The sequence below is a fragment of the Streptomyces sp. NBC_00442 genome (genome assembly GCF_036014195.1).
GTDB lineage: Bacteria > Actinomycetota > Actinomycetes > Streptomycetales > Streptomycetaceae > Streptomyces.
The window spans coordinates 7,098,403-7,122,141 of the sequence record NZ_CP107918.1; the positions used below are offsets into that span (position 1 = coordinate 7,098,403).

The 23,739-nt window shown below is 71.6% G+C and carries 19 protein-coding genes; 8 read left to right on the forward strand and 11 right to left on the reverse strand.

What is annotated here, in order from left to right:
- Positions 1-47: 47 nt before the first annotated feature.
- From OG432_RS31915 to OG432_RS31925, 3 genes are all read left to right on the forward strand, one after another.
- Positions 48-1,535: an aldehyde dehydrogenase family protein gene (locus OG432_RS31915; protein WP_328314422.1), complete on the forward strand. Its 1,488-nt coding sequence runs from the start codon at positions 48-50 to the stop codon at positions 1,533-1,535.
- Between the two features lie 88 nt (positions 1,536-1,623).
- A complete protein-coding gene (locus tag OG432_RS31920; protein ID WP_328314423.1) occupies positions 1,624-3,174 on the forward strand; it encodes an APC family permease in 1,551 nt (516 codons plus the stop codon).
- On the forward strand, positions 3,146-4,738 hold the full coding sequence (locus tag OG432_RS31925; RefSeq protein ID WP_328314424.1) for a GMC family oxidoreductase: 1,593 nt from the start codon (positions 3,146-3,148) through the stop codon (positions 4,736-4,738). The genes OG432_RS31920 and OG432_RS31925 overlap by 29 nt, the downstream gene beginning before the upstream one ends.
- A 97-nt stretch (positions 4,739-4,835) precedes the next feature.
- Here OG432_RS31925 and OG432_RS31930 read toward each other — a convergent pair whose 3' ends face one another.
- Positions 4,836-5,309: an Lrp/AsnC family transcriptional regulator gene (locus tag OG432_RS31930; protein ID WP_328314425.1), complete on the reverse strand. Its 474-nt coding sequence runs from the start codon at positions 5,307-5,309 to the stop codon at positions 4,836-4,838.
- Positions 5,310-5,368: 59 nt separating this feature from the next.
- Between OG432_RS31930 and OG432_RS31935 the strand changes: the two genes are divergently transcribed.
- A complete protein-coding gene (locus OG432_RS31935) occupies positions 5,369-6,586 on the forward strand; it encodes a trans-sulfuration enzyme family protein (protein WP_328314426.1) in 1,218 nt (405 codons plus the stop codon).
- Positions 6,587-6,602: 16 nt separating this feature from the next.
- On the opposite strand, the gene OG432_RS31940 is transcribed toward OG432_RS31935, so the two are convergent.
- Entirely contained in the window at positions 6,603-7,121 is a 519-nt protein-coding gene (locus tag OG432_RS31940) for a hypothetical protein (protein WP_328314427.1), read from the reverse strand.
- A 298-nt stretch (positions 7,122-7,419) separates the two neighbouring features.
- On the opposite strand from OG432_RS31940, the gene OG432_RS31945 reads away from it, so the two are divergent.
- Complete coding sequence (locus OG432_RS31945; RefSeq protein WP_328314428.1) at positions 7,420-9,657, forward strand: RICIN domain-containing protein; 2,238 nt, start codon at positions 7,420-7,422, stop codon at positions 9,655-9,657.
- A 19-nt stretch (positions 9,658-9,676) separates the two neighbouring features.
- On the opposite strand, the gene OG432_RS31950 is transcribed toward OG432_RS31945, so the two are convergent.
- The gene (locus OG432_RS31950) at positions 9,677-10,093 is read right to left on the reverse strand and encodes a PPOX class F420-dependent oxidoreductase (RefSeq protein WP_328314429.1); all 417 of its coding nucleotides are present in this window, start codon (positions 10,091-10,093) and stop codon (positions 9,677-9,679) included.
- A 207-nt stretch (positions 10,094-10,300) separates the two neighbouring features.
- On the opposite strand from OG432_RS31950, the gene OG432_RS31955 reads away from it, so the two are divergent.
- Positions 10,301-11,335, forward strand: coding sequence for a methyltransferase (locus OG432_RS31955; RefSeq protein WP_328314430.1), 1,035 nt, complete (start codon positions 10,301-10,303; stop codon positions 11,333-11,335).
- Between the two features lie 24 nt (positions 11,336-11,359).
- On the opposite strand, the gene OG432_RS31960 is transcribed toward OG432_RS31955, so the two are convergent.
- From OG432_RS31960 to OG432_RS31975, 4 genes are all read right to left on the reverse strand, one after another.
- Entirely contained in the window at positions 11,360-11,833 is a 474-nt protein-coding gene (locus OG432_RS31960) for a hypothetical protein (protein WP_328314431.1), read from the reverse strand.
- An 80-nt stretch (positions 11,834-11,913) separates the two neighbouring features.
- Positions 11,914-12,369, reverse strand: coding sequence for a hypothetical protein (locus OG432_RS31965; protein ID WP_328314432.1), 456 nt, complete (start codon positions 12,367-12,369; stop codon positions 11,914-11,916).
- 68 nt (positions 12,370-12,437) lie between these two features.
- A complete protein-coding gene (locus tag OG432_RS31970; protein WP_328314433.1) occupies positions 12,438-13,178 on the reverse strand; it encodes an SDR family NAD(P)-dependent oxidoreductase in 741 nt (246 codons plus the stop codon).
- Positions 13,179-13,273: 95 nt separating this feature from the next.
- Positions 13,274-13,798 (reverse strand): MarR family winged helix-turn-helix transcriptional regulator, encoded by a 525-nt coding sequence (locus tag OG432_RS31975; RefSeq protein ID WP_328314434.1) that lies wholly within the window; start codon positions 13,796-13,798, stop codon positions 13,274-13,276.
- 137 nt (positions 13,799-13,935) lie between these two features.
- On the opposite strand from OG432_RS31975, the gene OG432_RS31980 reads away from it, so the two are divergent.
- Positions 13,936-14,352 carry an organic hydroperoxide resistance protein gene (locus OG432_RS31980; RefSeq protein WP_328314435.1) on the forward strand — a complete coding sequence of 139 codons (417 nt, stop codon included), beginning with the start codon at positions 13,936-13,938 and terminating at the stop codon, positions 14,350-14,352.
- Between the two features lie 21 nt (positions 14,353-14,373).
- Here the strand turns inward: OG432_RS31980 and OG432_RS31985 are convergent, their stop codons facing one another.
- From OG432_RS31985 to OG432_RS32000, 4 genes are all read right to left on the reverse strand, one after another.
- Positions 14,374-15,327 (reverse strand): NAD-dependent epimerase/dehydratase family protein, encoded by a 954-nt coding sequence (locus tag OG432_RS31985; protein ID WP_328314436.1) that lies wholly within the window; start codon positions 15,325-15,327, stop codon positions 14,374-14,376.
- 264 nt (positions 15,328-15,591) lie between these two features.
- Complete coding sequence (locus tag OG432_RS31990) at positions 15,592-17,094, reverse strand: MFS transporter (RefSeq protein ID WP_328314437.1); 1,503 nt, start codon at positions 17,092-17,094, stop codon at positions 15,592-15,594.
- Between the two features lie 132 nt (positions 17,095-17,226).
- Positions 17,227-17,430, reverse strand: a complete 204-nt coding sequence (locus OG432_RS31995; RefSeq protein ID WP_328314438.1) for a hypothetical protein — start codon at positions 17,428-17,430, stop codon at positions 17,227-17,229.
- 194 nt (positions 17,431-17,624) lie between these two features.
- The gene (locus tag OG432_RS32000; RefSeq protein ID WP_328314439.1) at positions 17,625-19,409 is read right to left on the reverse strand and encodes a M4 family metallopeptidase; all 1,785 of its coding nucleotides are present in this window, start codon (positions 19,407-19,409) and stop codon (positions 17,625-17,627) included.
- Positions 19,410-19,806: 397 nt separating this feature from the next.
- On the opposite strand from OG432_RS32000, the gene OG432_RS32005 reads away from it, so the two are divergent.
- The gene (locus tag OG432_RS32005) at positions 19,807-23,571 is read left to right on the forward strand and encodes an nSTAND1 domain-containing NTPase (RefSeq protein ID WP_328314440.1); all 3,765 of its coding nucleotides are present in this window, start codon (positions 19,807-19,809) and stop codon (positions 23,569-23,571) included.
- Positions 23,572-23,739 lie beyond the last annotated feature (168 nt).

The window sequence follows — 23,739 nt, forward strand, 5'->3', positions numbered from 1 at the left end:
GGGGCGCAGATGGCCCTGTCCCAGCACCGCATCGGAGGATCCGAACCATGCCCGAGCTCTTCATCGACGGCCAGTGGAGTGCCGCCGTCGACGGGCGGACCCGTGAGATCCGGTGTCCGGCCGACGGTGCCCTGGTCGCCACGGTCGACGAGGCGGGACCCAAGGACACCGCGCACGCCATCGCCGCGGCCCGAGCCGCCTTCGACCACGGGCCGTGGCCGAGGACGGCCCCGGCCGAGCGCGGTGCGCTGCTCCTTCGCGTCGCCGACCTCCTCGTGCGCGACAAGGAACTCCTCGCGCGGGCCGAGTCGCTCGACACCGGCAAGCGGCTCGTCGAGTCCCGCTACGACATGGACGACATCGCCAACTGCTTCCGCTACTTCGCGACTCTGGTGGGCGCCGAGGGCGCGGGCCGTGTCGTCGACACCGGCAACCCGGTCGTCGACAGCCGCGTCGTGCACGAGCCGGTCGGTGTGTGCGGCCTGATCACGCCGTGGAACTACCCGCTCCTCCAGACCGCATGGAAGGTCGCCCCGGCGATCGGCGCGGGCAACACCTTCGTCCTGAAGCCCAGCGAGCTGACCCCGCACACCGCGATCCACCTCATGAAGCTCCTGACCGAGGCGGGTCTTCCGGCGGGCGTCGCCAACCTGGTGCTCGGCGCGGGCTCCGAGGCCGGCGCGCCGCTCGCCGAGCACCCCGACGTCGACCTCGTCTCCTTCACCGGCGGGCTCGTCACCGGCCGGCGCATCATGGCCGCCGCCGCGCCCACCGTGAAGAAGACCGCCCTCGAACTCGGCGGCAAGAACCCCAACATCGTCTTCGCCGACGTGGCCACGACCGGGGCGAGCTTCGACGCCGCCGTCGACAACGCGCTGACCGCCGTGTTCCTGCACTCCGGCCAGGTGTGCTCGGCCGGCACCCGGCTCCTGGTCGAGGACGCGCTGCACGACCGCTTCGTGGACGAACTCGTACGCAGGGCCCGACTGATCCGGCTCGGCGGCCCGTTCGACGAGCGCGCCGAGACCGGCCCGCTGATCTCCGCCGCCCACCGCGAAAAGGTCGAGGCGTACGTCGCCGCCGGAATCACCGAGGGCGCCGTCCTTCGCTGCGGCGGCGAGCGCCCCGACTCCCCGGACCTGGAAGGCGGTTACTACTATCCGCCGACCGTCCTCGACGAGTGCTCGGCCGACATGAGCGTGGTGCGGGACGAGTCCTTCGGCCCGGTCCTGACCGTCGAGCGCTTCACCGACGAGGACCAGGCCGTGCGCCTGGCCAACGACACCGTCTACGGTCTGGCCGGCGCGGTGTGGACCACCGACGAGGCCAGGGCCCGTCGGGTGGCGGCCGGCCTCCGGCTCGGCACGGTATGGATCAACGACTTCCACCCGTACGTCCCGCAGGCCGAATGGGGCGGCTACAAGCAGTCGGGCACGGGGCGCGAACTCGGGCCCGCGGGCCTGGCCGAATACCAGGAGACCAAGCACATCTGGCGCAACACCGCCCCCGCGCCCCAGGGGTGGTTCGAGAGCTGAGCCGCTGACACCCGACCGGCCGTTCCCGCGACGGCCGGTCACCCCATCCGTGCCCCCTCCTGAATCCCTGCCTACTTGGAGTCTGGTCATGAGCATGACGAAGGATGACGACGATCTCCGGGAGTTCGGTTACAGACCCGAACTCAAGCGCACCCTCGGCAACTTCCACACGTTCGCCGCGGGCATCAGCTACATCTCGATCCTCACCGGTACCTTCCAGTTGTTCTACTTCGGCTTCGGCTTCGGCGGCCCCGCCTACTGGTGGTCCTGGCCGCTGGTCTTCGTCGGCCAGCTGATGGTCGCCCTGTGCTTCGCCGAACTCGCCGCCAAGTACCCGGTCGCGGGCTCGGTCTACAACTGGGCGAAGAAGCTCGGCGGCCCGCACGTCGGCTGGCTGGCCGGCTGGATGATGCTGATCGCCTCGATCGTGTCGATCGCCGCGGTGGCCCTCGCCTACCAGGCGACCCTGCCGCAGATCTCCAAGGTGTTCCAGATAGTCGGCGACGGCACCGGCACCTACGACGTCGCCACCAACGCCGTGATCCTCGCCGCGGTCCTGATCCTCTTCACCACCCTGGTCAACGCGTTCGGCGTCAAGCTGATGGCCCGGATCAACACGGCCGGCGTCTTCCTCGAACTCGTCGCCACCGTCGTCCTGATCGTCCTGTTCGCCGTCCACGTCGTGCGCGGTCCCTCGGTGGTCCTCGACACCCACGGCCACGGCGGCAGCGGCAGCTTCGGCTACATGGGCGCCTTCCTCACCGCCGCCCTCGCCTCCGCCTACGTGATGTACGGCTTCGACACCGCTGCCTCGCTCGGCGAGGAGTCCGTCGACCCGTCCCGCAACGCGCCGCGCGCCATCCTGCGTGCCCTGCTCGCCTCGTTCGTGCTCGGCGGCCTGATCCTGATCCTCGCCCTGATGAGCGTCTCCAGCCTCGACGGCAAGGGCATCACCACCGACGGCCTGCAATACGTGGTGCTCGACGTGCTCGGCGACACCGGCGGCAAGCTGATGCTGTGGTGCGTCCTGATCGCGGTCACCGTGTGCGCGCTCGCCGTGCACACCGCCGCCATCCGTCTCGCGTTCGCGATGTCCCGGGACAACAACCTGCCCGCCGCGTCCCTCATGGCCAAGGTCAGCCCGCGCTTCCAGACGCCCGTGCTGCCCGCCGTGGTCATCGGCGTACTGGCCCTGGCGATCCTCCTGGTGAACATCCGCCAGCCGCAGATCTTCTCGGTGGTCACCAGCATCGGCATCATCATGATCTACGTCGCCTATCTCCTGGTGACCCTGCCGATGCTGATCGCGCGACTGCGCGGAAAGTGGACCCCGGCCGGCGACGGCAAGTTCTCGCTCGGCCGCTGGGGCCTGCCGGTGAACATCGTCGGCGTGCTGTGGGGCGGCGCGATGACCATCAACCTGGCCTGGCCGCGCGCCGAGGTCTACAACGCCACCGCGCCCTACCACTGGTACCTGCGCTGGGGCGCCTTCCTCTTCGTCGGAGCCGTCCTGCTCGGCGGCTTCGCCTACTACTGGTTCGTGCAGCGCCACAAGACCGGCGTCCTCGCGAGCCACGCCGCAACGGAAACCGAAAGCGAGTCGCAAACCGATGCCGACACAGTCCACACAGCCCACTGAAACCCCCGCGCTCACCGAGGAGTTCGACTACGTCGTCGTCGGCGGCGGCACGGCGGGCAACGTGGTCGCGGCCCGGCTCAGCGAAGACCCCTCGGTCACCGTCTGCGTCCTGGAGGCGGGCCCCTCCGACGTCGGCGACGACAACGTCCTCAAGCTGGACCGCTGGATGGGCCTGCTCGAATCAGGCTACGACTGGGACTACCCGGTCGAGCCGCAGTCCCACGGCAACAGCTTCATGCGCCACGCCCGCGCCAAGGTGCTCGGCGGCTGCTCGTCGCACAACTCCTGCATCGCCTTCTGGGCGCCCGCCGAGGACCTCAACGCCTGGGAAGCGGCGGGCTGTTCGGGCTGGGGAGCCGACGACATCTTCCCGCTCTACCAGCGCCTGGAGACCAACGACGCCCCGGGCGACCACCACGGCCGCAGCGGCCCGGTGAAGATCCGCAACGTCAAGTCGTCCGACCCGTGCGGCGCCGCGCTGCTCGAAGCGTGTGCCCAACAGGGCATCCCCACCACGCAGTTCAACGACGCCAGGACGGTGATCCGGGGCGCCAACTGGTTCCAGATCAACTCCGACGAGAACAACACCCGCCAGTCCTCATCGGTCGCCTATCTGCACCCCGTGATGGACAAGCGCCCCAACCTCGTCGTGCGCACCGGTGTGCGCGCCAAGAAGCTCGTCATCGACGAGAACCGCCGCTGCACCGGCGCCGAGTACCTCGACCCGGACCTCATCCACACCCGCACGGTCACCGCGCGGCGCGAGGTCATCGTGTCCTGCGGCTCGATCGACACCCCCAAGCTGCTGATGCTCTCGGGCATCGGCCCCGCCGCCCATCTGCGCGAGGTGGGCGTGGACGTCCTGGTCGACGCCCCGGGCGTCGGCGAGAACCTCCAGGACCACCCCGAGGGCGTCATCATGTGGGAGGCCAAGCAGCCCATGACGACGGCCTCCACCCAGTGGTGGGAGATCGGCATCTTCGCCGACACCCAACCCGGCCTGGAACGGCCCGACTTGATGTTCCACTACGGTCAGGTGCCGTTCGACATGAACACCGCCCGGTACGGCTACCCCACCACGGAGAACGCGTTCTGCCTCACGCCCAACGTGACGCAGGCCAAGTCGCGCGGCACCGTGCGCCTGCGCACCCGCGACTACCGGGACAAGCCGATGGTCGACCCGCGCTACTTCACGCACGAGCACGACGAACGCGTCATGACGTACGGCCTGAAGCTGGCCCGCGAGATCGCGGCGCAGCCCGCGCTGAGCGGCTGGGCGGGCGCCGAACTGGCCCCGGGGCCCGACGTGCGCACCGACGACGAGCTGCTCGACTACATCCGTAAGACCCACAACACCGTCTACCACCCCGCCTCGACGGTGAAGATGGGCGCCGACGACGACGCGATGGCGCCCGTCGACGCCCGGCTGCGGGTCAAGGGCATCGACGGACTGCGGGTCTGCGACGGCTCGATCATGCCCGACCTCGTCACCGTCAACCCGTGCATCACCACGATGGCGATCGGCGAGAAGTGCGCCGACCTGCTGAAGGCCGACGCGCGCTGACGTCCGCCGACCGGTTCCGGGCCCCTGCGAACGGGGCTCGGAACCGGGCCGGGCGGCAGCCGTTCCGGCCGGCCGCACGGGACTTCGACGACGCGACCTAGGCCGGGGGAAGCAGCGGCCCGCACTCCCACTGCTGGAAGATCAGCCGGGTCTCCACCCGCGCCACCTCGGGCCGCGAGGTGAACTCGTCCAGGACGAGCCGCTGGAGGTCCGCCGTGTCCGCGACGGTCACGTGCACCAGATAGTCGTCGGGTCCGGTCAGATGGAACAGCGACCGGGACTCCGGCAGCGCCCTCACCCGCTCCACGAACGGGCCGATCAGGTCGCGCCGGTGCGGACGCACCTGCACCGACAGCAGGGCCTGAAGCCCCCGCCCCAGCTTCGCGGGATCGACGCGCAGCTGATAGCCGAGGATCACGCCGGCGCGGCGCAGCCGTGCGACGCGGTCCAGGCAGGTGGAGGGCGCCACACCCACCTCGGCGGCCAGATCACGGTAGGTCGTGCGGGCGTCGTTCTGCAGAAGCCGCAGAATGTGCAGATCCACCGGGTCAAGTACGACGGATTCGGCCATGGCCCGAACGTAACACGGAGTGCGGCGCCGGGAGCCCGCTGACTGTTCACAGTGGCCCCATGGACGCCGACACCACACCTGTGGACGCCAGAGCCGTGGACACCCTCGCCGTGCACGCGGGCCGCGAAGACCTCGCAGGCCTCGGACTGCACGCCCCGCCCATCGATCTGTCCACCACCTACCCCTCGTACGACAGCAGGGGCGAGGCCGCCAGGATCGACGCCTTCGCCGCCACAGGCGAGGCCCCCGAGGGACCGCCGGTCTACGGCCGGCTCGGCAATCCGACCGTCGCCCGTTTCGAGTCGGCGCTCGCCACCCTGGAGGGCACCGAGTCCGCGGTCGCCTTCGCCAGCGGCATGGCCGCGCTCTCCGCCGTCCTGCTCGCCCAGCACGCCACGGGCCGGCGCCACGTCATCGCCGTGCGCCCCCTGTACGGGTGCAGCGACCACCTCCTGACCGCGGGACTCCTCGGCACCGAGGTCACCTGGGCCGACCCCGAAGGCGTCGCGGACGCGATCCGTCCCGACACCGCGCTCGTCATGGTGGAGAGCCCCGCCAACCCGACGCTCGCGGAGGTGGACCTGGCCGCGCTCGCCGAAGCCTGCGGGACGGTGCCGCTCCTGGTCGACAACACCTTCGCGACGCCCGTGCTCCAGCGGCCCGTCCAGAGCGGCGCCCGCCTGGTCCTGCACAGCGCGACCAAGTACCTCGGCGGACACGGCGACGTCCTCGGGGGAGTCGTCGCCTGCGACGAGGCCTTCGCCCGCCGGCTGCGCCAGATCCGCTTCGCCACCGGCGGCGTCCTGCACCCGCTCGCGGGCTACCTCCTCCTGCGGGGCCTCTCGACCCTGCCCGTACGGGTACGGGCCGCCTCCGCGACCGCCGCCGCACTCGTGGCGCGCCTGGCCGCCGACCCCCGGGTGCTGCGCGTCCACTATCCGAAGGTGGGCGGCGCCATGGTGGCCTTCGAGACGCTCACCGATCCGCACGAGGTGATCGCCCAGGTGCGGCTCATCACGCCGGCGGTGAGTCTCGGCAGCGTCGACACCCTCATCCAGCACCCCGCCTCGATCAGCCACCGCATCGTGCCGGAGGACGACCGCGCCGCCTCGGGCGTCAGCGAACGGCTGCTGCGCATGTCGGTGGGGCTCGAAGACGTCGAGGACCTGTGGCGCGATCTGGACCGGGCGCTCGGCGAGTCGCTCGCCACGCCTGTCCCGACCGACGGAGTGCGGGTCCTGCACCCGACGACGCAGGCGGAGCTCGCCGACGCGTGAGGGGCAGGGCGGGCGCTCAGCCTCGGGTCTTGTTCCGGGTGAACTCGTCCTTGCCGAATCCGGCCCAACTGACCTCCAGCTTCGACCCGTTGAGCCGGGCCGTGCCCCGGGTGCGGCTGGTGTTGCCGTCCTGGCAGGTCAGATGCAGCGTCGCCGTACCGGCGGCGCCGCTCGTCGTTCCGCTGCACTGGTGCTCGCCCAGCACGGTGGCGCTCTTGCCCGTGATGACCAGCGCGACGGGCTTGTTCTGGGTCACCGCCACCCAGTTGCCGTCGAGCGCGCCGGCCGCCGGGGCGCCCTTGCCGGGGGTGCCGTTCCCCGTGGAGCCGGGGGGAGTCGAGGCGCCCGGACGGGACGGTGTCGCGGCGGGCGGCGGGGTGTCCGTCGCCGGGGCCTGCCCGGACGCGGTGGCCGACGGACCGCCGGACGGCTTGTCCGACGCCTTGTCCGAGCCGCCGCTGCTGCACCCCCCGGCGAGGAGAGCGGCGGCCAGCCCCACGGAGGCGAGGCCGGTGGTACGCAAGAACCTGTGCACTGCTGATCGTCCCCTTGCGACGCAATTTCCGGACGCGTCAAGCTATCAGCCGACGGCCGCGCGCACCTGAACTTCTTCCGTACCTGAACTCTTGACGGGCTCGCCGCGCCCTCCTAACTTCACACCTTGAAGAAAGCCGTGAACCCCACGGTCACCAAGAACGCCCCGCGCACCTCCCCACTTCTCCCGCGCACCTCGTGCCTTCTCCCGCGCACCTCCCCACTTCTCCCGCGCACCTCGTAACTCCTCCCGTACACCCCCCACTTACTCCGTGCATGCCGCGGTACTGGAGAGACGTATGAGAATTCCCGGCACCCCCACCAGGCCCCCGCACCCCGGAGCCCGGTTGCTCAGGGCGGGCCGCCCCACTCCGCTCCTCGCCCTCGGCGCCCTGCTCGCCTCCCTCGTCTCGGCGACCGCCCTCGCCCCCGCGGCGCAGGCCGCCGCCGTGCCCACGGGCTGGGTCACCGTGGCCGCGAGGAACAGCGGGAAATGCGTGGACGCGGCCGCGGCCGGCGCCGCCGACGGCACGGCAGTCCAGCAGTACGCCTGCAACGCGAGCGCCGCGCAGCAGTGGCAGTTCCAGGCGACGGACGGCGGCTATGTCCGCGTCGGCAACCGCAACGACGCGAGCAAGGTGTGGGACGTCACCGACGTCTCCACCGCCGACTCCGCGCCGGTCCAGCTCTGGACGTACGGCGGAGGAGCCAACCAGCAGTGGCTTCCCGTCCAAGAGGCGGGCGGCACCTACCACTTCGTGAACCGCAACAGCGGCAAGTGCCTGGACGTGCCGAGCGCCTCGACGGCCGACGGCGCCCGCATGCAGCAGTACGCCTGCAACGGCAGCGCGGCACAGTCCTTCGCCCTTGACGCCGCGAGCGGACCCCAACCACCCTCCGGAACACCGGACTTCGGGCCCAACGTCACGGTCTTCGACCCGTCGATGCCGGCCGCCACGATCCAAAGCAGGCTCAACCAGGTCTTCGCGCAGCAGGAGAAGAACCAGTTCGGCGCCCAGCGCTATGCCCTGCTCTTCAAGCCCGGCACCTACAGCGCCGACGCCAGCGTGGGCTTCTACACCCAGGTCGCGGGGCTCGGCCTCTCGCCGGACGACGTCACCATCAACGGCGCCGTGCACGCGGAGGCCGACTGGTTCCAGGGCAACGCCACCCAGAACTTCTGGCGCTCCGCCGAGAACCTGTCGGTCAACCCCACCGGGGGCAGCGACCGTTGGGCGGTCTCGCAGGCCGCCCCCTACCGCCGCATGCACGTGCGCGGTGACCTCCAGCTCGACGACGGCGGCTGGTCGAGCGGCGGCTTCATCGCCGACTCCAAGATCGACGGACAGGTGCGCTCCGGCTCCCAGCAGCAGTGGCTCTCCCGCAACACCCAGTGGGGCAGCTGGAACGGCTCCAACTGGAACATGGTGTTCGTCGGCGACGTCAACGCCCCCGCGGGCACCTTCCCCAACCCGCCCTACACGACGGTCGCGCAGTCCCCCGTGACCCGAGAGAAGCCCTTCCTGTACGTGGACGGCGCGGGCGCCTACAAGGTGTTCGTGCCTGCTCTGCGCACCAACACCCAGGGCACGACCTGGTCGGGCGGCAACCAGAGCGGCGGCTCGCTCGGGATCGACACCTTCTTCGTCGTGAAGCCGGGAGCCACCGCCACCGACATCAACCAAGCCCTCGCCCAGGGCAAGAACCTCCTGTTCACGCCCGGCGTCTACCACCTCGACCAGACCCTGAACGTGACCCGGCCCGACACCGTGGTGCTCGGGCTCGGACTGGCCACCCTGGTCCCCGACAACGGCATCACCGCGATGAGCGTGGCCGACGTCGACGGCGTGAACCTTGCAGGGCTGCTCATCGACGCCGGTACCACCAACTCCCGGACGCTGATGCGGATCGGGCCGGACGGGTCGAGTGCCCGGCACGGCGCCGACCCGACCTCGCTGCACGACGTCTTCTTCCGCATCGGGGGCGCCGGCGTCGGCAAGGCGACCCAGAGCCTCGTCGTCAACAGCTCGGACGTCATCGGCGACCACATGTGGCTGTGGCGCGCCGACCACGGCAGCGGCGTCGGCTGGACCAGCAACACCGCCGCCAACGGCCTCGTCGTCAACGGCGCCGCCGTCACCCTGTACGGCCTGTTCGTGGAGCACTACCAGCAGCACCAGGTCATCTGGAACGGCAACGGCGGCCGCACCTACTTTTTCCAGAACGAAATGCCCTACGATCCGCCGGGCCAGGGCTCCTGGATGAACGGATCGACCCGCGGCTACGACGCGTACAAGGTGGCGCCCGGCGTGACCAGCCACGAAGCGTGGGGCCTCGGCAGCTACTGCTACTTCAGCTCCGATCCGTCCGTGGCGGCCGACCGCGCCTTCGAGGCCCCCGCCGCGCCAGGGGTCCGCTTCCACGACATGGTGACGGTCTCCCTCGGCGGTACCGGAACCATCGGCCACGTCATCAACAACGAGGGAGGGCCCTCCAACGCGGCGAGCAACGTGGCCGACCTCGTGTCGGGCCCCTAGAACGGGCCGTGTCGGGCCCCTAGAACGGGCCCTGGTCCCGCTGAGCCGGCCCGGCGCCGAGGGTGATCCGCAGGGCCACCGTGCCGCTCGTGCCGCGCCTCACCCTGCTGCCGAGCAGGGTGAGCCGGCCGAGCACCCCGTACTTGCGGGCCAGCAGCGTCCGGCAGGCCGCCGTGGTGGCGGCGTCGCACACCACGGCCGTCGCCGGGTGCTGTTCGCCGGTCGGGTTGCCACGCACGTCGCACGGCCCGACCAGCACCCCGGGCCGGTTGCGGACGCGCTTGACCTTCCAGGAATCGGTGACCGTCCAGACCATCAGGGCGTCACCGTCCCGGACCACCCACACCGGCGTCGCGACACCCGTGCCGTCCTTCTTGTAACTCGTGACGAGGAGGTACTTGCCGGCGCCGAGCCGGTCCAGCACATCGGCACTCATGACGCCATCCTTGGGGTCGCGAAGCGTGGAAGGCCTTTGTAGCAGGCGGGCGCCGGAACAGGCCCGCGCGGACCTGTTCCGGCCCACGGGGCGCGCTGTGACCGGAAGGCGACTTGACCCTCATGCGCCCCGGTGAACCCCCACCGTCGCACGCCCGGCACTGCCACGATGGGAGGACACCTTCCTTGTGATGACAGGAGCAGACCCTTGGCGACCAGCTCGGACCACCCGACCGGCCCCACCGACCGGTTCTCGCCCTCCCCGCTGAACCAACTGCTGTACGGCCACATCCACTCGGCCGCGGTCAGGGCCGTGGCCGAGCACCGCATCGCCGACCGCCTCGCCGACGGGCCCCGTACCGCCGAGCGGCTCGCCGCCGACAGCGGGCTGCACGCCGACACGCTCCGGCGCGTCCTGCGGCTGCTCGCGGTCCACGGGCTGTTCACCCAGGACGCGGAGGGTGCCTTCGGTCTCACCGAGGCGGGCCAGGCGCTGCGCACCGACGTACGCGGCTCGCAGCGCACCGCGGCCCTGCTGCTCACCGACGAGATGTTCCGCCGGGCGGCCGACGGAATCCCGGACGCCGTGCGGACCGGGAGGACGCCGTTCGAAGCCGCCTACCACGTCTCGTTCTTCGACCACTTGGCCGCCTCGCCCGAGCAGCGCGCGCTCTTCGACTCGGGGATGGCCTCGATGTCCGGCCGCACCGACGACCTCATCGTGGAGAGCTATCCCTTCCCCGCCGACGGCACCGTCGTCGACGTCGGGGGCGGACGCGGCAGCTTCCTGCACGCCGTGCTCCGTCGTGAACCGGCCCTGAACGGCGTCCTGTTCGACCTGCCCGACACCGTGTCCGACCACGAGCTGGACACCGAGGAGGTGAAGGGGCGCTGGAGCGTGCGGGGCGGCGACTTCTTCTCCGGCGTACCCGAGGGCGGCGACCTCTACCTGCTCAAGCGCATCCTGCACGACTGGAGCGACGAGGAATGCCTGCGCATCCTGGCGGCGGTCCGCGGGGCGATGGCGCCGGGCAAACGGCTGCTCGTCGTGGACTCGGTACTGCCGGACAACGGCGAGGCACACCCCGCGGTGGAACTGGACATCATCATGATGATGCTGGTGACCGGAAGGGAGCGCACGGCCGGGGAGTTCGAGGACCTGCTCTCCCGGTGCGGGTTCCGCCTGAACCGGGTCCTGCCGACGCCGTCCCTGCCCTCGATCCTGGAGGCCGAAGCCGTGTGACGGCTCCGGGCCGCGCCGCCGTCCTCAGAGCGCCGCCACCACATTGCGCAGGAACAGTGCGACGAGCGAGGCGACGGCGAGGATGACGACCCAGGAGGCGAAGCCGGTGTGCCGGCTCTTGCGGTTCTTCGTGCGGTTCTTCGTGCGGTTCTTCGTGCGGCCGGGTCTTGGCTGTCCCGGAGCCCGCACGCCGTCGTAGGCGGACGCGCCCACCGCGGCGTCGGCGAGCAACCTGCGGCAGACCGCGGCGAGTTCACTCGTGCCGATCGTGAGACTGACCACCGCTTCGGAGCGGGCCGGAGCGGTGGTGCCCCCGTCGAGGATCCGGCCCGCGCGGATCAGTACCTGGTCCTTGCCGCCGGTGGGGGAGAGGCTGATCCAGCGCTCGACGTGTGCCCCGCGGATGACCACGCCGCCCGTCCGCTCCCGGTACACGGTGTGCTCCCGCCACAGCAGACCGGCCAACTCGCTTGCCGTGTCCCGCAGTTGTGCGCTCACGCTTCCCCCCACATCCCCATGTGTTCGAACAAGCATCGCACTCTAGCGGGAGCGGTGGGTGGCGCGCGAACCCGGCTCACTCACCCGTCGGGTTCGACTTCGAGGTAGTGGTGGCGGCGCGGCCCGCGGTAGGCGAGGGCCACCCATCCGAGCGGCCGCAGCGCGGTGGCGCAGCGCCCGAGCGACGCGCCAGCCTCGTACTCGGCGCCGCTGCCGGGCGGCCCGAGCCATTCCACACGAACGCTCCCCGGGCGTTCGGCGGCGCTGGCGCGGTAGCCGGTGGTGATGCGTGCGCCCTCGCCGTCGACGGCGGAGGGCGGGATCCCCGCGGCCTCCAGCGCGATGGCGATCGCGCGTACGGGTTGGAGCCGCTCCCACGGCGCCGGAGCCGATGCGGCGGGCCCGGCCAGCACCCGGCGGATGCGCAGCAGCCCGTCGAGGGCGGCCCGTACGGCGGCCTCCCGGTCCGCGCCGGACACGGCCGGTCCCTCTCCCGTGGCCGGTTCGAACGGCCCCGTCGCCTCGCCGTCGGCCATGGCCCACCTCCCTGGATCCTCAGCATGCCGAGGGCCCCGGCCCCTTGTCGAGCGAGGAGAGCTCGGGGTCACCGGCCGCCGGAGACCCGCAGGACCGTGCCGGTGGTGTACGAGGCGTCGGGGGAGAGGAGCCAGGCGACGGCGGCGGCGATCTCGGACGCCTCGCCGGGACGGCCCAGCGGGATGCCGGCGGCCGCCCGTGCGGGGCGGCCGGGGTCGCCCATCGTGGCGTGCATGTCCGTGTCGATGATGCCAGGGGCGACCGCGTTGACCCGGATGCCGTCCGGCCCGAGTTCCTTGGACAGGCCGATGGTGAGGGCGTCCGTGGCGGCCTTCGACGCGGCGTAGTGCACGTAGTCGCCGGGACCGCCCAGGGTGGCCGCCGCGGAGGAGATGTTGACGATGGCGCCGCCGCCCAGCGCGGCCATGTCGCGCGCCGCCCGCCGGCAGCACAGGAGATACCCGATGACGTTGACGTCCATGACCCGGCGCAGGTCCTCGGTGCGGGCGTCGGCGAGACGGCCGAGCGGCCCGGTGACTCCGGCGTTGTTGACCAGCCCGCTCACCGCGCCGAGTTCCGCGGCCGCGGTGTCGAACAGTCGCTCCACGTCCGCCTCGTGCGAGGTGTCGCACCGCACGGTGACGCAGCGGGCCCCGGTCTCGCGCACCGTCTCGGCCACCTCCTGAGCGGCGACGTCGTTGCTCAGGTACCCGAGGGCGATGTCGTGCCCGTCGGCGGCGAGCCGGACGCAGGTGGCCGCCCCGATTCCCCTGCTGCCCCCTGTGACGATGGTGACCGGACGTGCCACGTGCTGCCTCCCGCGTTTGCGCTGCCGATGATCTTCCGGCCCCCAGTCCTACCGCACGGGCCGCGGATCGCGGCGGGGCGCCCCCTCGGTGTGGATCACTCTCCGGCGCAGACCGCCCCGTCGACGTCGCCGTCGTGGTCGGTCACCGGCGGCGTCTGTGCGGCGTCGAGTCCCTCGGTCAGGGTGGCCAGGAGGGTGCGCAGGGTGCGGAAGTCGTCCGGGGGAAGAGGCACGGCTTCGGCGATGCGGTGCGGCACGGCACGGGCGCGTTCGCGCAGCGCGGTGCCCCGGTCCGTGAGGCGGATGGTGACGGAGCGCTCGTCCGCCGGGCTGCGCCGCCGTTCGACGAACCCCGCCGATTCGAGGCGCTTGAGCAGCGGCGACAGGGTGCCCGAGTCCAGCCGCAGCTTGGCGCCGATGCTCTTGACGGGCAGCTCGCCGTGTTCCCAGAGCGTCAGCATCACCAGGTACTGCGGATAGGTCAGCCCCAGATCCTTCAGGAGCGTGCGGTAGACGCCGTTGAAGGCGCGCGATGCCGCGTGCAGCGAGAAGCAGAGCTGGAGGTCGAGCCGCAGGTAGTCCTCGTCGTCGTGCGTGCGGGCGGGGGGCTTGGTCACCATGCGGCCAGGCTAACACGCACGCCATTTAGTTGTGCACAACTTAATTGTGTGCTTCAGTGGGTTCCGGGCAGCCGAGGCTTTCCCCGTACGGAGCCGCACCGGCTCCGTACGGACGGACACGAGAGGAACCGATTCCCATGGACGCGCTCTACACCGCAGTGGCGACCGCCAATGGCCGCGAGGGCCGCACCGTCAGCTCCGACGGCCGGCTCGACCTGCCGCTCGCCTTCCCGCCGGCCCTCGGTGGCAATGGCGAGGGCACCAACCCCGAGCAGCTCTTCGCCGCCGGATACGCGGCGTGCTTCGCCAGCGCCATGGGGTCGGTCGCCCGTCAGCTGAAGCTCGACGTCAAGGACGTCTCGGTCACCGCCGAGGTCGGCATCGGCAAGGACCCCGCCGACGGCGGCTTCGGCATCGGAGTCGTCATGCGCGTCGAGCTCCCCGAGCACCTGGAGGGGGACAGCGGCGCCAAGCTCGTCGAGCTGACCCACGCGGCCTGCCCGTACTCCAAGGCGACCCGCGGCAACATCCCGTTCGAGATCGTCATCGAGTAGTGGTCCGCCCGCACGCCACGGTCAGGCGTGCTCGGCCAGCAGGCCGCGGTACCACGCCAGGGTGGCGTCAAGGGTGTCGCCCATCGGGACCGGGGATGTGGCGAACGCGGCCTCGAAGGCGCCCGAGTTCATGATCTGCGGCTCGGTGTGCTGGTAGAACATCTCGGCGTACGCGTCCACGAAGACCTGGTCGAACGGGCCGAAGGGGCGCAGCTCGTCAAGGGTGACGATCTTCAGGGGGCCTCCGACGCGGTCCTCGATCATCCCGAGCACCTCGCGGGTGGTGAGGGTCGGAGCGGTGGGCAGGTGCCAGACGCGCCCGTCGCCCCGCGGGCTCTCGCCGAGCGTGGCGAGCCCGGCGGCCACGGCCCGGATGTCGGTGTAGCTGTGCGGCAGATCGATGTTCCCGAGGGTCAGCACCTCGCCGCCGGTCAGCGCCGCGGGGAAGACGGCCCCACCGAGGGTGGAGTTGAGGACGCCGGGCCCGATGAAGTCGGCGGACCGGCCGAGCACCACCGACGCCCGGCCCTCGCGGTGGGCGGCCAGGTACTTCTCGTCCAGCTCCGCACGCATCCTGCCCTTGTGCGTGGTGGCGCGCCACGGGGAGTCCTCGGTCATGACGTCGCCGTGCGTCTCGCCGTACGGGTAGAGCGTGTCCAGGACGACGAGGCGGGCCCCCTGCGCCTCCACGGCGCCCAGCACGGCCTCCTGGATGCGGGGCATGACGTCGACCTGGAGGTGGTAGGCGACGTTCACGCAGTGGTAGACGACCCCCGCTCCCGCCACGGCGGCCGCGGCGCCCTCGCGGGTGCCGACATCGCCCTTCACGCGGTCGACGCCCGTCATCGCGGCGCCGGTTCCCGACCGGTCGACGAGGCGGACGGGGTGCCCCCGGTGGGCGAGTTCGGCGGCGACCGCGGTGCCGGCCGGGCCCGCGCCGAGGACCACGTGCAGGTCGCTGTCGTTGTGCTTCATGTCGGTTCCCCTCGTGGGCCGGGCGTCGTTCTCGCACCGGCTTTGTTATGTGGCGTGCCGTTAGTTAGAGACTATAACGCTCGCGATCGCCTCATGCAATACGTGCTTCCCGGCGCACGGAGGGGCACGTGAACACGTCGCATGGCACGTGAACACGTCGGATCGCAGGCGAACACGACGAAGGGCGGCGAGCACGTGCTCGCCGCCCAACTGGCCTTCCGGTCCTGATCGCCGCCCGCTTCGGTCACGAGCACGCGGTCGCGCTCACCCCGCGGGCGCCGCCGGCGGGGTCTCGCCCTTCGCGCCCAGCCGCGCCGAAAGCGGGGCCGCGATGTCCTCGAGGGACTTGCCCTCCGCGTCGATCGCGAGGAACGCGGCCACCACGCCGGCCGCCGTCATCAGTGCGGCGCCGATGCTGAAGGCGATGACGGCGTCGCCGACGACTCCGCTGGACGTCAGTGCCGAGAACACCAGCGGTCCCGAGATGCCGCCCGCGGCCGTTCCGATGGCGTAGAAGAAGGCGATCGCCATGGCCCGGGTCTCCATCGGGAAGATCTCGCTCACCGTCAGATACGCCGAACTGGCGCCCGCCGAAGCGAAGAACAGCACCACGCACCAGCACGCCGTCATGGTGGTCGCGCTGAGCCACCCCTGCGCGAAGAACCACGCGGTGACGAAGAGCAGCAGACCGGACAGCACATACGTCCCGGCGATCATCTTGCGGCGGCCGACGGTGTCGAAGAGTTTGCCGAGGAAGAGCGGCCCCAGGAAGTTGCCGAAGGCGATCACGGCGAAGAAGTAGCCGGTCGTTCCGCTCGACACGTCGAAGAACTTCACCAGGATCGAGCTGAAGCCGAACGTGATCGCGTTGTAGAGGAACGCCTGACCGATGAACAGGGAGAAGCCGAGCACGGCCCGCTTGGGATACGAGCGGAACAGGGTCCGGGCGATCTCCAGGAACCCCACGCTGGTGCGCTGCTCGATGGTGATCGAGCTCCCCGGCTCCGGCAGCCGCTCGCCCTTCTCCTCCTCCACCGTGTGTTCGACGTCGTCGAGGAGCTGCTCGGCGCCCTCCTCGCGGCCGTGGATGAACATCCACCGGGGGCTCTCCGGCACGTGCCGACGCACCAGCAGGATGACGAGACCGAGGACCACACCCAGGGCGAACGTGAGCCGCCAGCCGATGTCCTTGGGCAGGAGGTCCGTGTTGAGGGCGAGGACGGAGAGCAGCGCGCCGCCCATCGCGCCGAGCCAGTAGCTCCCGTTGATGATGAGGTCCACCCGGCCGCGGTACTTGCTCGGGATCAGTTCGTCGATGGCGGAGTTGATGGCCGCGTACTCGCCGCCGATGCCGAAGCCGGTCAGGAAGCGGAAGAGGAAGAACCACCACGCGGTGAAGGACAGCGCCGTCATCGCCGTCGCGGCGAGATACACCGCGAGGGTGACGAGGAACAGCTTCTTGCGTCCGAACCGGTCGGTCAGCCAGCCGAAGAACAGTGCCCCGAAGCAGGCGCCCGCCACATACAGCGCGGCGCCCAGGCCGGTGACCTGGGCGTCGCTGATGGCGAGCCCACTGCCGGGCTCCGAGAGCCGGCTCGCGATGTTCCCGACGACGGTGACCTCGAGCCCGTCCAGGATCCACACGGTGCCCAGGCCGATCACGATCATCCAGTGCCAGCGCGACCACGGAAGCCGGTCGAGCCTGGCCGGAACAGAGGTCGTGATGGTTCGTGGCTCGGGCCCGGGGCCCTGCACCGTGCTGCTCATGAACTGCCTCCTGCCGCCGCGATCCGAACCGCATCTGCCGGACGCGAGTACCCGGCGTGCGCCCGTCATACTCCCCGCAACCACCGGCCTGACGGCGGACCCCGGGCCCAGGGTCTGTGCGCCGGACGGGCCCTACGGGACCTCGCGAAGGAACAGTGCGCCGCACGTGTGGCAGAACGGGTGGGCGCGCTCGGTCCCCCAGGCCTCGGCGGGCAGTTCCGCCACGCCTTCGGCGACCTCGCGTCCGCACATGGAGTGTTGCTCCTCGCCGCGCACCATGTGCCATTCCTTGACCACGCCGTCCGGAAGCTGTTCGGCCACGATGTAGTGCCGCACCGGTCACTCCTCATCCGTCTCGGTCCGCGTCCACTCGCACGCGTCCACCTGCGCGGCCGCGGACGCCGGGCAGGTGCCCCGGCCCTTGTGACCCTGTCACCGCTGCCACGCCGACGCATGCCGGACCCCGCCGAAGGGGGCAGAGCATGCCACTGCCGCCCCGCGGTTCGCGGGGCGGCAGAGGTGGGGCTGGATCAGCTGCCGGCGGGGGCGTTCGCCGGGGTCACGTTGACGGCCGCCCAGGCCTTGTCGACCGTCTTGTACTCGGTGCTGCTCGCACCGTAGAGGTCGGCGGCGGCGCTCAGCGTTGCGGTGCGGGCGTCGTGGAAGTCGGTCGTGGAGACCATGTACCGGGTGAGTGCCCGGTAGAAGATCGCCGTCGCCTTGTCCCGGCCGATACCGGTCACCGTCGAACCGTCGTACGTGGGCGAGTCGTAGGCCACGCCGTTGATGGTCTTCTTGCCGCTGCCCTCGGCCAGCAGGTAGTAGGCGTGCGAGGAGACGCCGGAACCGGCGTGGACCTCGGTGTCGTAGGACGCCTTCGACCAGTAGTCGACGGTGCCTTCGAGCTTGTCGAGGGACGGCTTGTCCAGGCGGCGCAGGAACTTCTGCTGGAGCCCGAGCTTTTCGCCCATCAGGTAGTTCGGCGGGTTGTTGGGGTTGTTGGTGGCGAACTCGACGTTGCTGCCGAAGATGTCGGCGAGCGACTCGTTGAGCGCGCCGGGCTCGCCGAACTGGTTGTCGTCCGCGTCGACGCGGGTCGGCTGGAGGTTCGCCGTCGCGTCCACGACGCCGTGGGTGAGCTCGTGGCCGGTGACGTCGAGGACGACCAGCGGCTGCGCGAACGTCTGCCCGTCGCCGTCGCCGTAGAGCATGCAGCCGCAGTCGGAGGACCAGAACGCGTTGCCGACCTTGCTGCCGAAGTGGACGAGCGCGTGGGCGCCGGCGCCGTCGTTCTTGATGCCGTTGCGGCCCAGGGTCTTCTTGTAGAAGTCCAGGGTGCTGGTGATCCCGTACTGCGCGTCGACGGCGACCGTGGCGCGGTTGCTCGTTCGGCCGGTGCCCCAGCTGTTGGTGGTGCTGGTGAAGGCCTTGCCGCCGGAGAACTGGTCGAGTTCCTTGTTGCCGGCGTCCCGGGTCTCGGTCTGGCCGCGGCTCGGGTCCTTGAGGGTGAAGGCGCTCTTCGCGGTCTGGGTGGTGGTCAGCGGCACGCTGCCGACGAACAGGGACGAGCCGGTGCCGGTGGCCGCGGCGGGGAAGCCGGTCGCCCTGGAGGAGGCGAACGGGGCGGGGGAGGGGGAGCTCAGCGACGGGCTGAGGGTCTGCCCGCTCTTGCGGAGCTTGTCCTGGACGGTCGGCGAGATGAAGGAGTCGCCGGCCGGGGTGTTGCTGAGGACGGCGCCGCTGGCCGCGTCGACGACCACGGTGCGGGCGCCGGACTCGGCGGTGGAGCTGTTGGTCACCTGTATCTGGTAGGCCAGTGCGGTGCGTCCGGCTCGGGCGTCCACCACGAGCCGGGCGGAGCCCGCCGTGCCCTTGGCGGTGGCCGCGGCCTTCGCCTGCGCCTGTGCGGCCGTCACCTTGGCGCTCGTGGTGGTCACGGCCACCTGCCGGCGCAGGGCACGCGTCACGCCCGTGTAGGCGGATCTGTTGTCGAGGTGGATGACGAGATCGCCGCCGAGGACGGGGAGTCCGCGGTGCGAGCGGACGAAACGGACGTGCTGCTTGCCGTCCGGGTCGACCAGGACGTCGGTGGCCTGAAGCGTGTCGTCCTTGCCGACCCCGGTGGCCGAGGAGTGGGCGACGGCCGCGGCGCGGGCCGCGTCGATCACCGGCTGGAAAACGGCGGTCGCGGCGGGGGCGGTGGCCCCCGTGGCGGTCGGAGCGGCGAAGGCCGTGGCCCCGCCTCCCGCCGTGATGGTGATGGCCGTGGTGACGGCCAGGGATATCGCGAGGCTGCGTATGTGGGGTGTACGCACGGTGGGGGGTCCTTAGAGGTGCGGGGGCGGTCGGCTCAACAACCACCCGTACGCACGGTGCTGTTGTGCACCGCGGGGACCATGAGGTCCCGGCCGGAACCCTGCTATGCCTGGCATGAACATGTAAAGAGGGATGATCGAGTTTCTGTGCTCCCGGAACCGGGATTTAACAATTGGTCCGGACTCGGTGGCCGGAAGGTGTCCAAACTCCCCGGCTGTGGGCACAGATGAGCGATCGCGCGGAAAGGTTGCCTCGCCCCGCCCGCGGCCTCGCGGGGCCCCGCCGGGGACCGGCCCCGCCGAACGGATCGTGCCCGTACGTCCGTTGACGACCGGAACCGGACGGAGTTCATCCTTTTCAGGCGTACGCCCCGTCCGTCACGGAAAGGTAGGACCCGTGCCAACGGACGACGAAACGGCCGGGGGATTCGCAGCGGAGCTGCGGCGCCTGCGGTCCCTGCGCAAGGTGTCCCTCACGGGACTCGCCCGCTCGATCCACTACAGCAAGGGGTACCTCAGCAAGATCGAGAACGGCAGCAAACCGCCCACCCTGGACGTCGCCCGCCGCTGCGACGACGTACTCGAAGCACGGGGCGCGCTCCTGCGCCTGCTGCCGAGACAGGCGGCCCCGCCGACGGCCCGCACCGGACACCCCAGTGATCCCGACCCGGGCGTGTGCCCCTACCGCGGACTCGCCGCGTACGGGCCGCAGGACGCCGCCTGGTTCTACGGTCGCGAGAGCGCGACGGCCCATCTCACCGGCCGGCTCGCCGAACGGATGGGCCGCGGACCGCTCGCCGTGGTAGCGCCCTCGGGCGCCGGCAAGTCCTCGCTCCTCCAGGCCGGCCTGCTGCCCGCCCTGCGCCGCGGCGCGCTGCCCGTACCCGGTTCGGACCAGTGGCCGGTCGTCGTGTGCACCCCGACCGCCCACCCGCTCAAGGAACTCCTGCGCTGCGCCGCGGACGTGCTCGGCGCCGCGGGCTCGCAGATCACCCCCGAGGCGCTCGCCGAGCGGCCCGGCGTGCTGCTCGACGCCTGCGCGGCGCGCGGCCCGCGCCGCGGTCTCGTCCTCGTCGTCGACCAGTTCGAGGAGGCCTTCACCCTGTGCGGGAGCGACCGCGAGCGCCGCGAATTCGTCGCCGTGCTCCATGCCCTGGCAACCGCACGCGACACCGACGGCACCGCCGCCCGCGCCGCCGTCGTCATCGGCCTGCGCGCCGACTTCTGCGGCCGCTGCCTCGACCACCCCCACCTCGTGGACGTCTTCACCCACGGCCTGTTCGCGCTCGGCCCGATGTCCGGCGCCGAGCTGCGCCACGCCATCACGGGACCCGCCGAGCGGGCCGGGCTCACCCTCGAACCGGGCCTGGTGGAACTGCTGTTGAGGGACCTCGGCAACGACTGCGCCACCTCGGCCGGCTCCCTGCCCCTGCTCGCCCACGCCCTGCTCGTCACCTGGCAGCAGCGCGCCGGCCGGATCCTCACGGTCAGCGGCTACGAGACGACGGGAGGCATTCACGGAGCGGTCGCGCGCACCGCCGAGTCGGTGTACGGGCGGCTCGACCCCACCGAGCGATCGACGGTACGCCAGCTCCTGGTGCGCCTCGTCAATGTCGCGGAGGACAGCGCCCAGACCCGCAGGCCCGTCGAACGCGCGCTCCTGATCGGGCAGTTGAGCGACCCGGACTCCGGCATCCGCGCCCTCGACGCGTTCGTGCGGGCCCGGCTCGTCACGGCCGGCAGCGAGACGGTGGAGATCACCCACGAGGCGCTCCTTTACGCCTGGCCGCGACTGTGCGGCTGGATCGACGCCGACCGGGCGGGCCTCGTCCTGCGCCAGCAGGTCTGCGACGCCGCGAACCAGTGGGCGCGGGCCGGCCGGGACCCGAACCTGCTCTACCGCGGCGCCCGCATCGCCGCGGTGCGCGATCATGCGCACCAGGCCACCGAACGCGACCAACTCGGCCCGCTGGAGCGGGAGTTCCTCGACGCCTGCGAGACGGAGGAAGCGCGCGGCACACGTCAGGCGCGACGCCAGACCCGGATCCGGCGCGCCCTGCTCGCCACCCTCGTGGGCCTCCTCGCCCTCGCGGTGACGGCGGGCTCCCTCGCCTTCCAGCAGCGCCGGCGCGCCCTCGACCAGAGCCGCACCGCCCAGTCGCAGGCCCTGGCCGTGCGGTCCGGAGCCCTTGCCGCGGGCCGGCCGGAAGCCTCCATGCTGCTCGCCGCCGACGCCTACCGCACCGACCGCACCCCGCAGGCACGCGGCGCCCTGCTCAGCACCCAGGCACAGTATTTCGACGGGCGGCTGCGCGGCCATGCGGGTCCGGTCAACTCGGTGGCGTTCAGCCCCGACGGAACGACCCTCGCCTCGGCGAGCTCGGACGCCACCGTGCGACTCTGGGACACCACGAAGCGCCGGGTCACCGCCGTCCTGAGCGGCCACACCGGGGCGGTCACCGCGGTCGCCTACGGCGCCGACGGCACACGCATCGCGACGGCCGGCGCCGACGGCACCGTACGGCTCTGGGACGCGGCGACCCACCGGATGACCGCGACCCTGCGAGGACACCAAGGGGCCGTGCGTTCCGTGGCGTTCAGCCCCGACGGCCAGACGCTGGTATCCGGGGGAACCGATCGCACCGTACGCCTGTGGAACGTACCGGGCGCGACGGCGCGCACGGTCCTCACCGGGCACGACGACGCCGTGATGTCCGTCGCCTACAGCCCCGACGGACACAGCGTCGCCTCGGCGTCGATGGACCGCACCGTACGGCTCTGGGACGTCACGGGCAGCCTGCCGCCCAAGGTCCTCACCGGGCACAGCGACCAGGTGCTCGGTGTGGCGTTCAGCCCCGACGGGCACACCCTGGCATCGGGCGGCGCGGACCGCACCGTCCGGCTGTGGGACCTGCCCGAGGGGACGGCGCACGGCGTGCTGACCGGACACAGCGACGACGTGAACGCCGTGGCCTTCACCCGCGGCGGCGACACCGTCCTCAGCGCGGCCGGCGACGGCACCGTCAAGCTGTGGGACGCCGTCAACCACCGCGTGGTCGCCACCCTGTCCGGCCACACCGACTACGTTCTCGCCATCGCCGCGGGACCCGGCGAACGCCTCGCCACCGGCGGCTTCGACCAGTCCGTCGTCCTGTGGGACCCCGGCCGCCCGGCGCTCACCGCCCGCCCGTTCACCGAGGCCTGGCAGTCGGCGTTCTCCCCGGACGGCACCCTGCTCGCCTCCGCGCAGGCGGACCGCACCGTCCGGCTGTGGGACGTGGCCCGCCACCGGCTGCGCACCACCCTCACCGGCCACGACGGATCGGTGTTCGCCGTGGCCTTCTCGCCGGACGGCCGCCTCGTCGCCTCGGCGGGAGCCGACCGCACCGTGCGGCTCTGGGAGGCCGCGACCGGCCGGCTGCGAGCGACCCTGACCGGCCACGACGGGTCGGTGTTCGCGGTCGCCTTCTCGCCCGACGGGCGGCTGCTCGCCTCCGCGAGCGCCGACCGCACCGCGATCCTGTGGGATGTGGCGACCCGGCGCCCCCGCGCCCGGCTCAGCGGCCACGAGGACTTCGTCAACGCCGTAGCGTTCAGCGCCGACGGCCACACTCTGGCCACCGGAAGCGACGACTTGACGGTCCGTCTGTGGAAGGTGCGCGACCCGGTCGGCGGGCCGGGTCCGGTGCTGCGCGGCCACGCCGGTTCGGTGCGCTCCGTCGCCTTCGCCCCCGACGGGCGGACCCTGGCCAGCGGTGCCAACGACGGCACCGTACGCCTGTGGGACCTCGCACACCGCACCACGGCCCACACGCTGGCGGGCCACAGCGGCTCGGTGCGCGCGGTCGCCTTCAGCCCCGACGGCGCGACGCTCGCCTCCAGCGGCAGCGACCAGACGGTACGGCTGTGGGACCCCGCACGCGCCGCACACCTCGCCACGCTCAGCGGACACACCGGCGCCGTCTGGGGCGTCACCTTCGACCCCGGGCGGCCCGGCACGCTGGCGAGCAGCAGCAACGACGGCACCGTCCGGCTCTGGAACACGGACGTGCCGCGCCAACAGGCCCAGGTGTGCCGCCTATTGGGCGACGCGGGGCCCGACCGCTGGGCGCGCCTACTGCCCGACCTGCCCTTCCGGGCCCTGTGCCCCGACCCCGGGTGAGCGGCGCGGGCGTGCTGTTTCCCGGGTGTTTCCCGTTTCCCGTCGGCACAGGAGACGCCCGCCTCCTCGACAGCGCCGCCCGGCACGGCACAGTCTCGAACCACCGCGGCAGGAGATCCCGTTGAGCACGGGAGACCGGTCGCGGTCCGCCGGGCGGCAGCCCGGCGC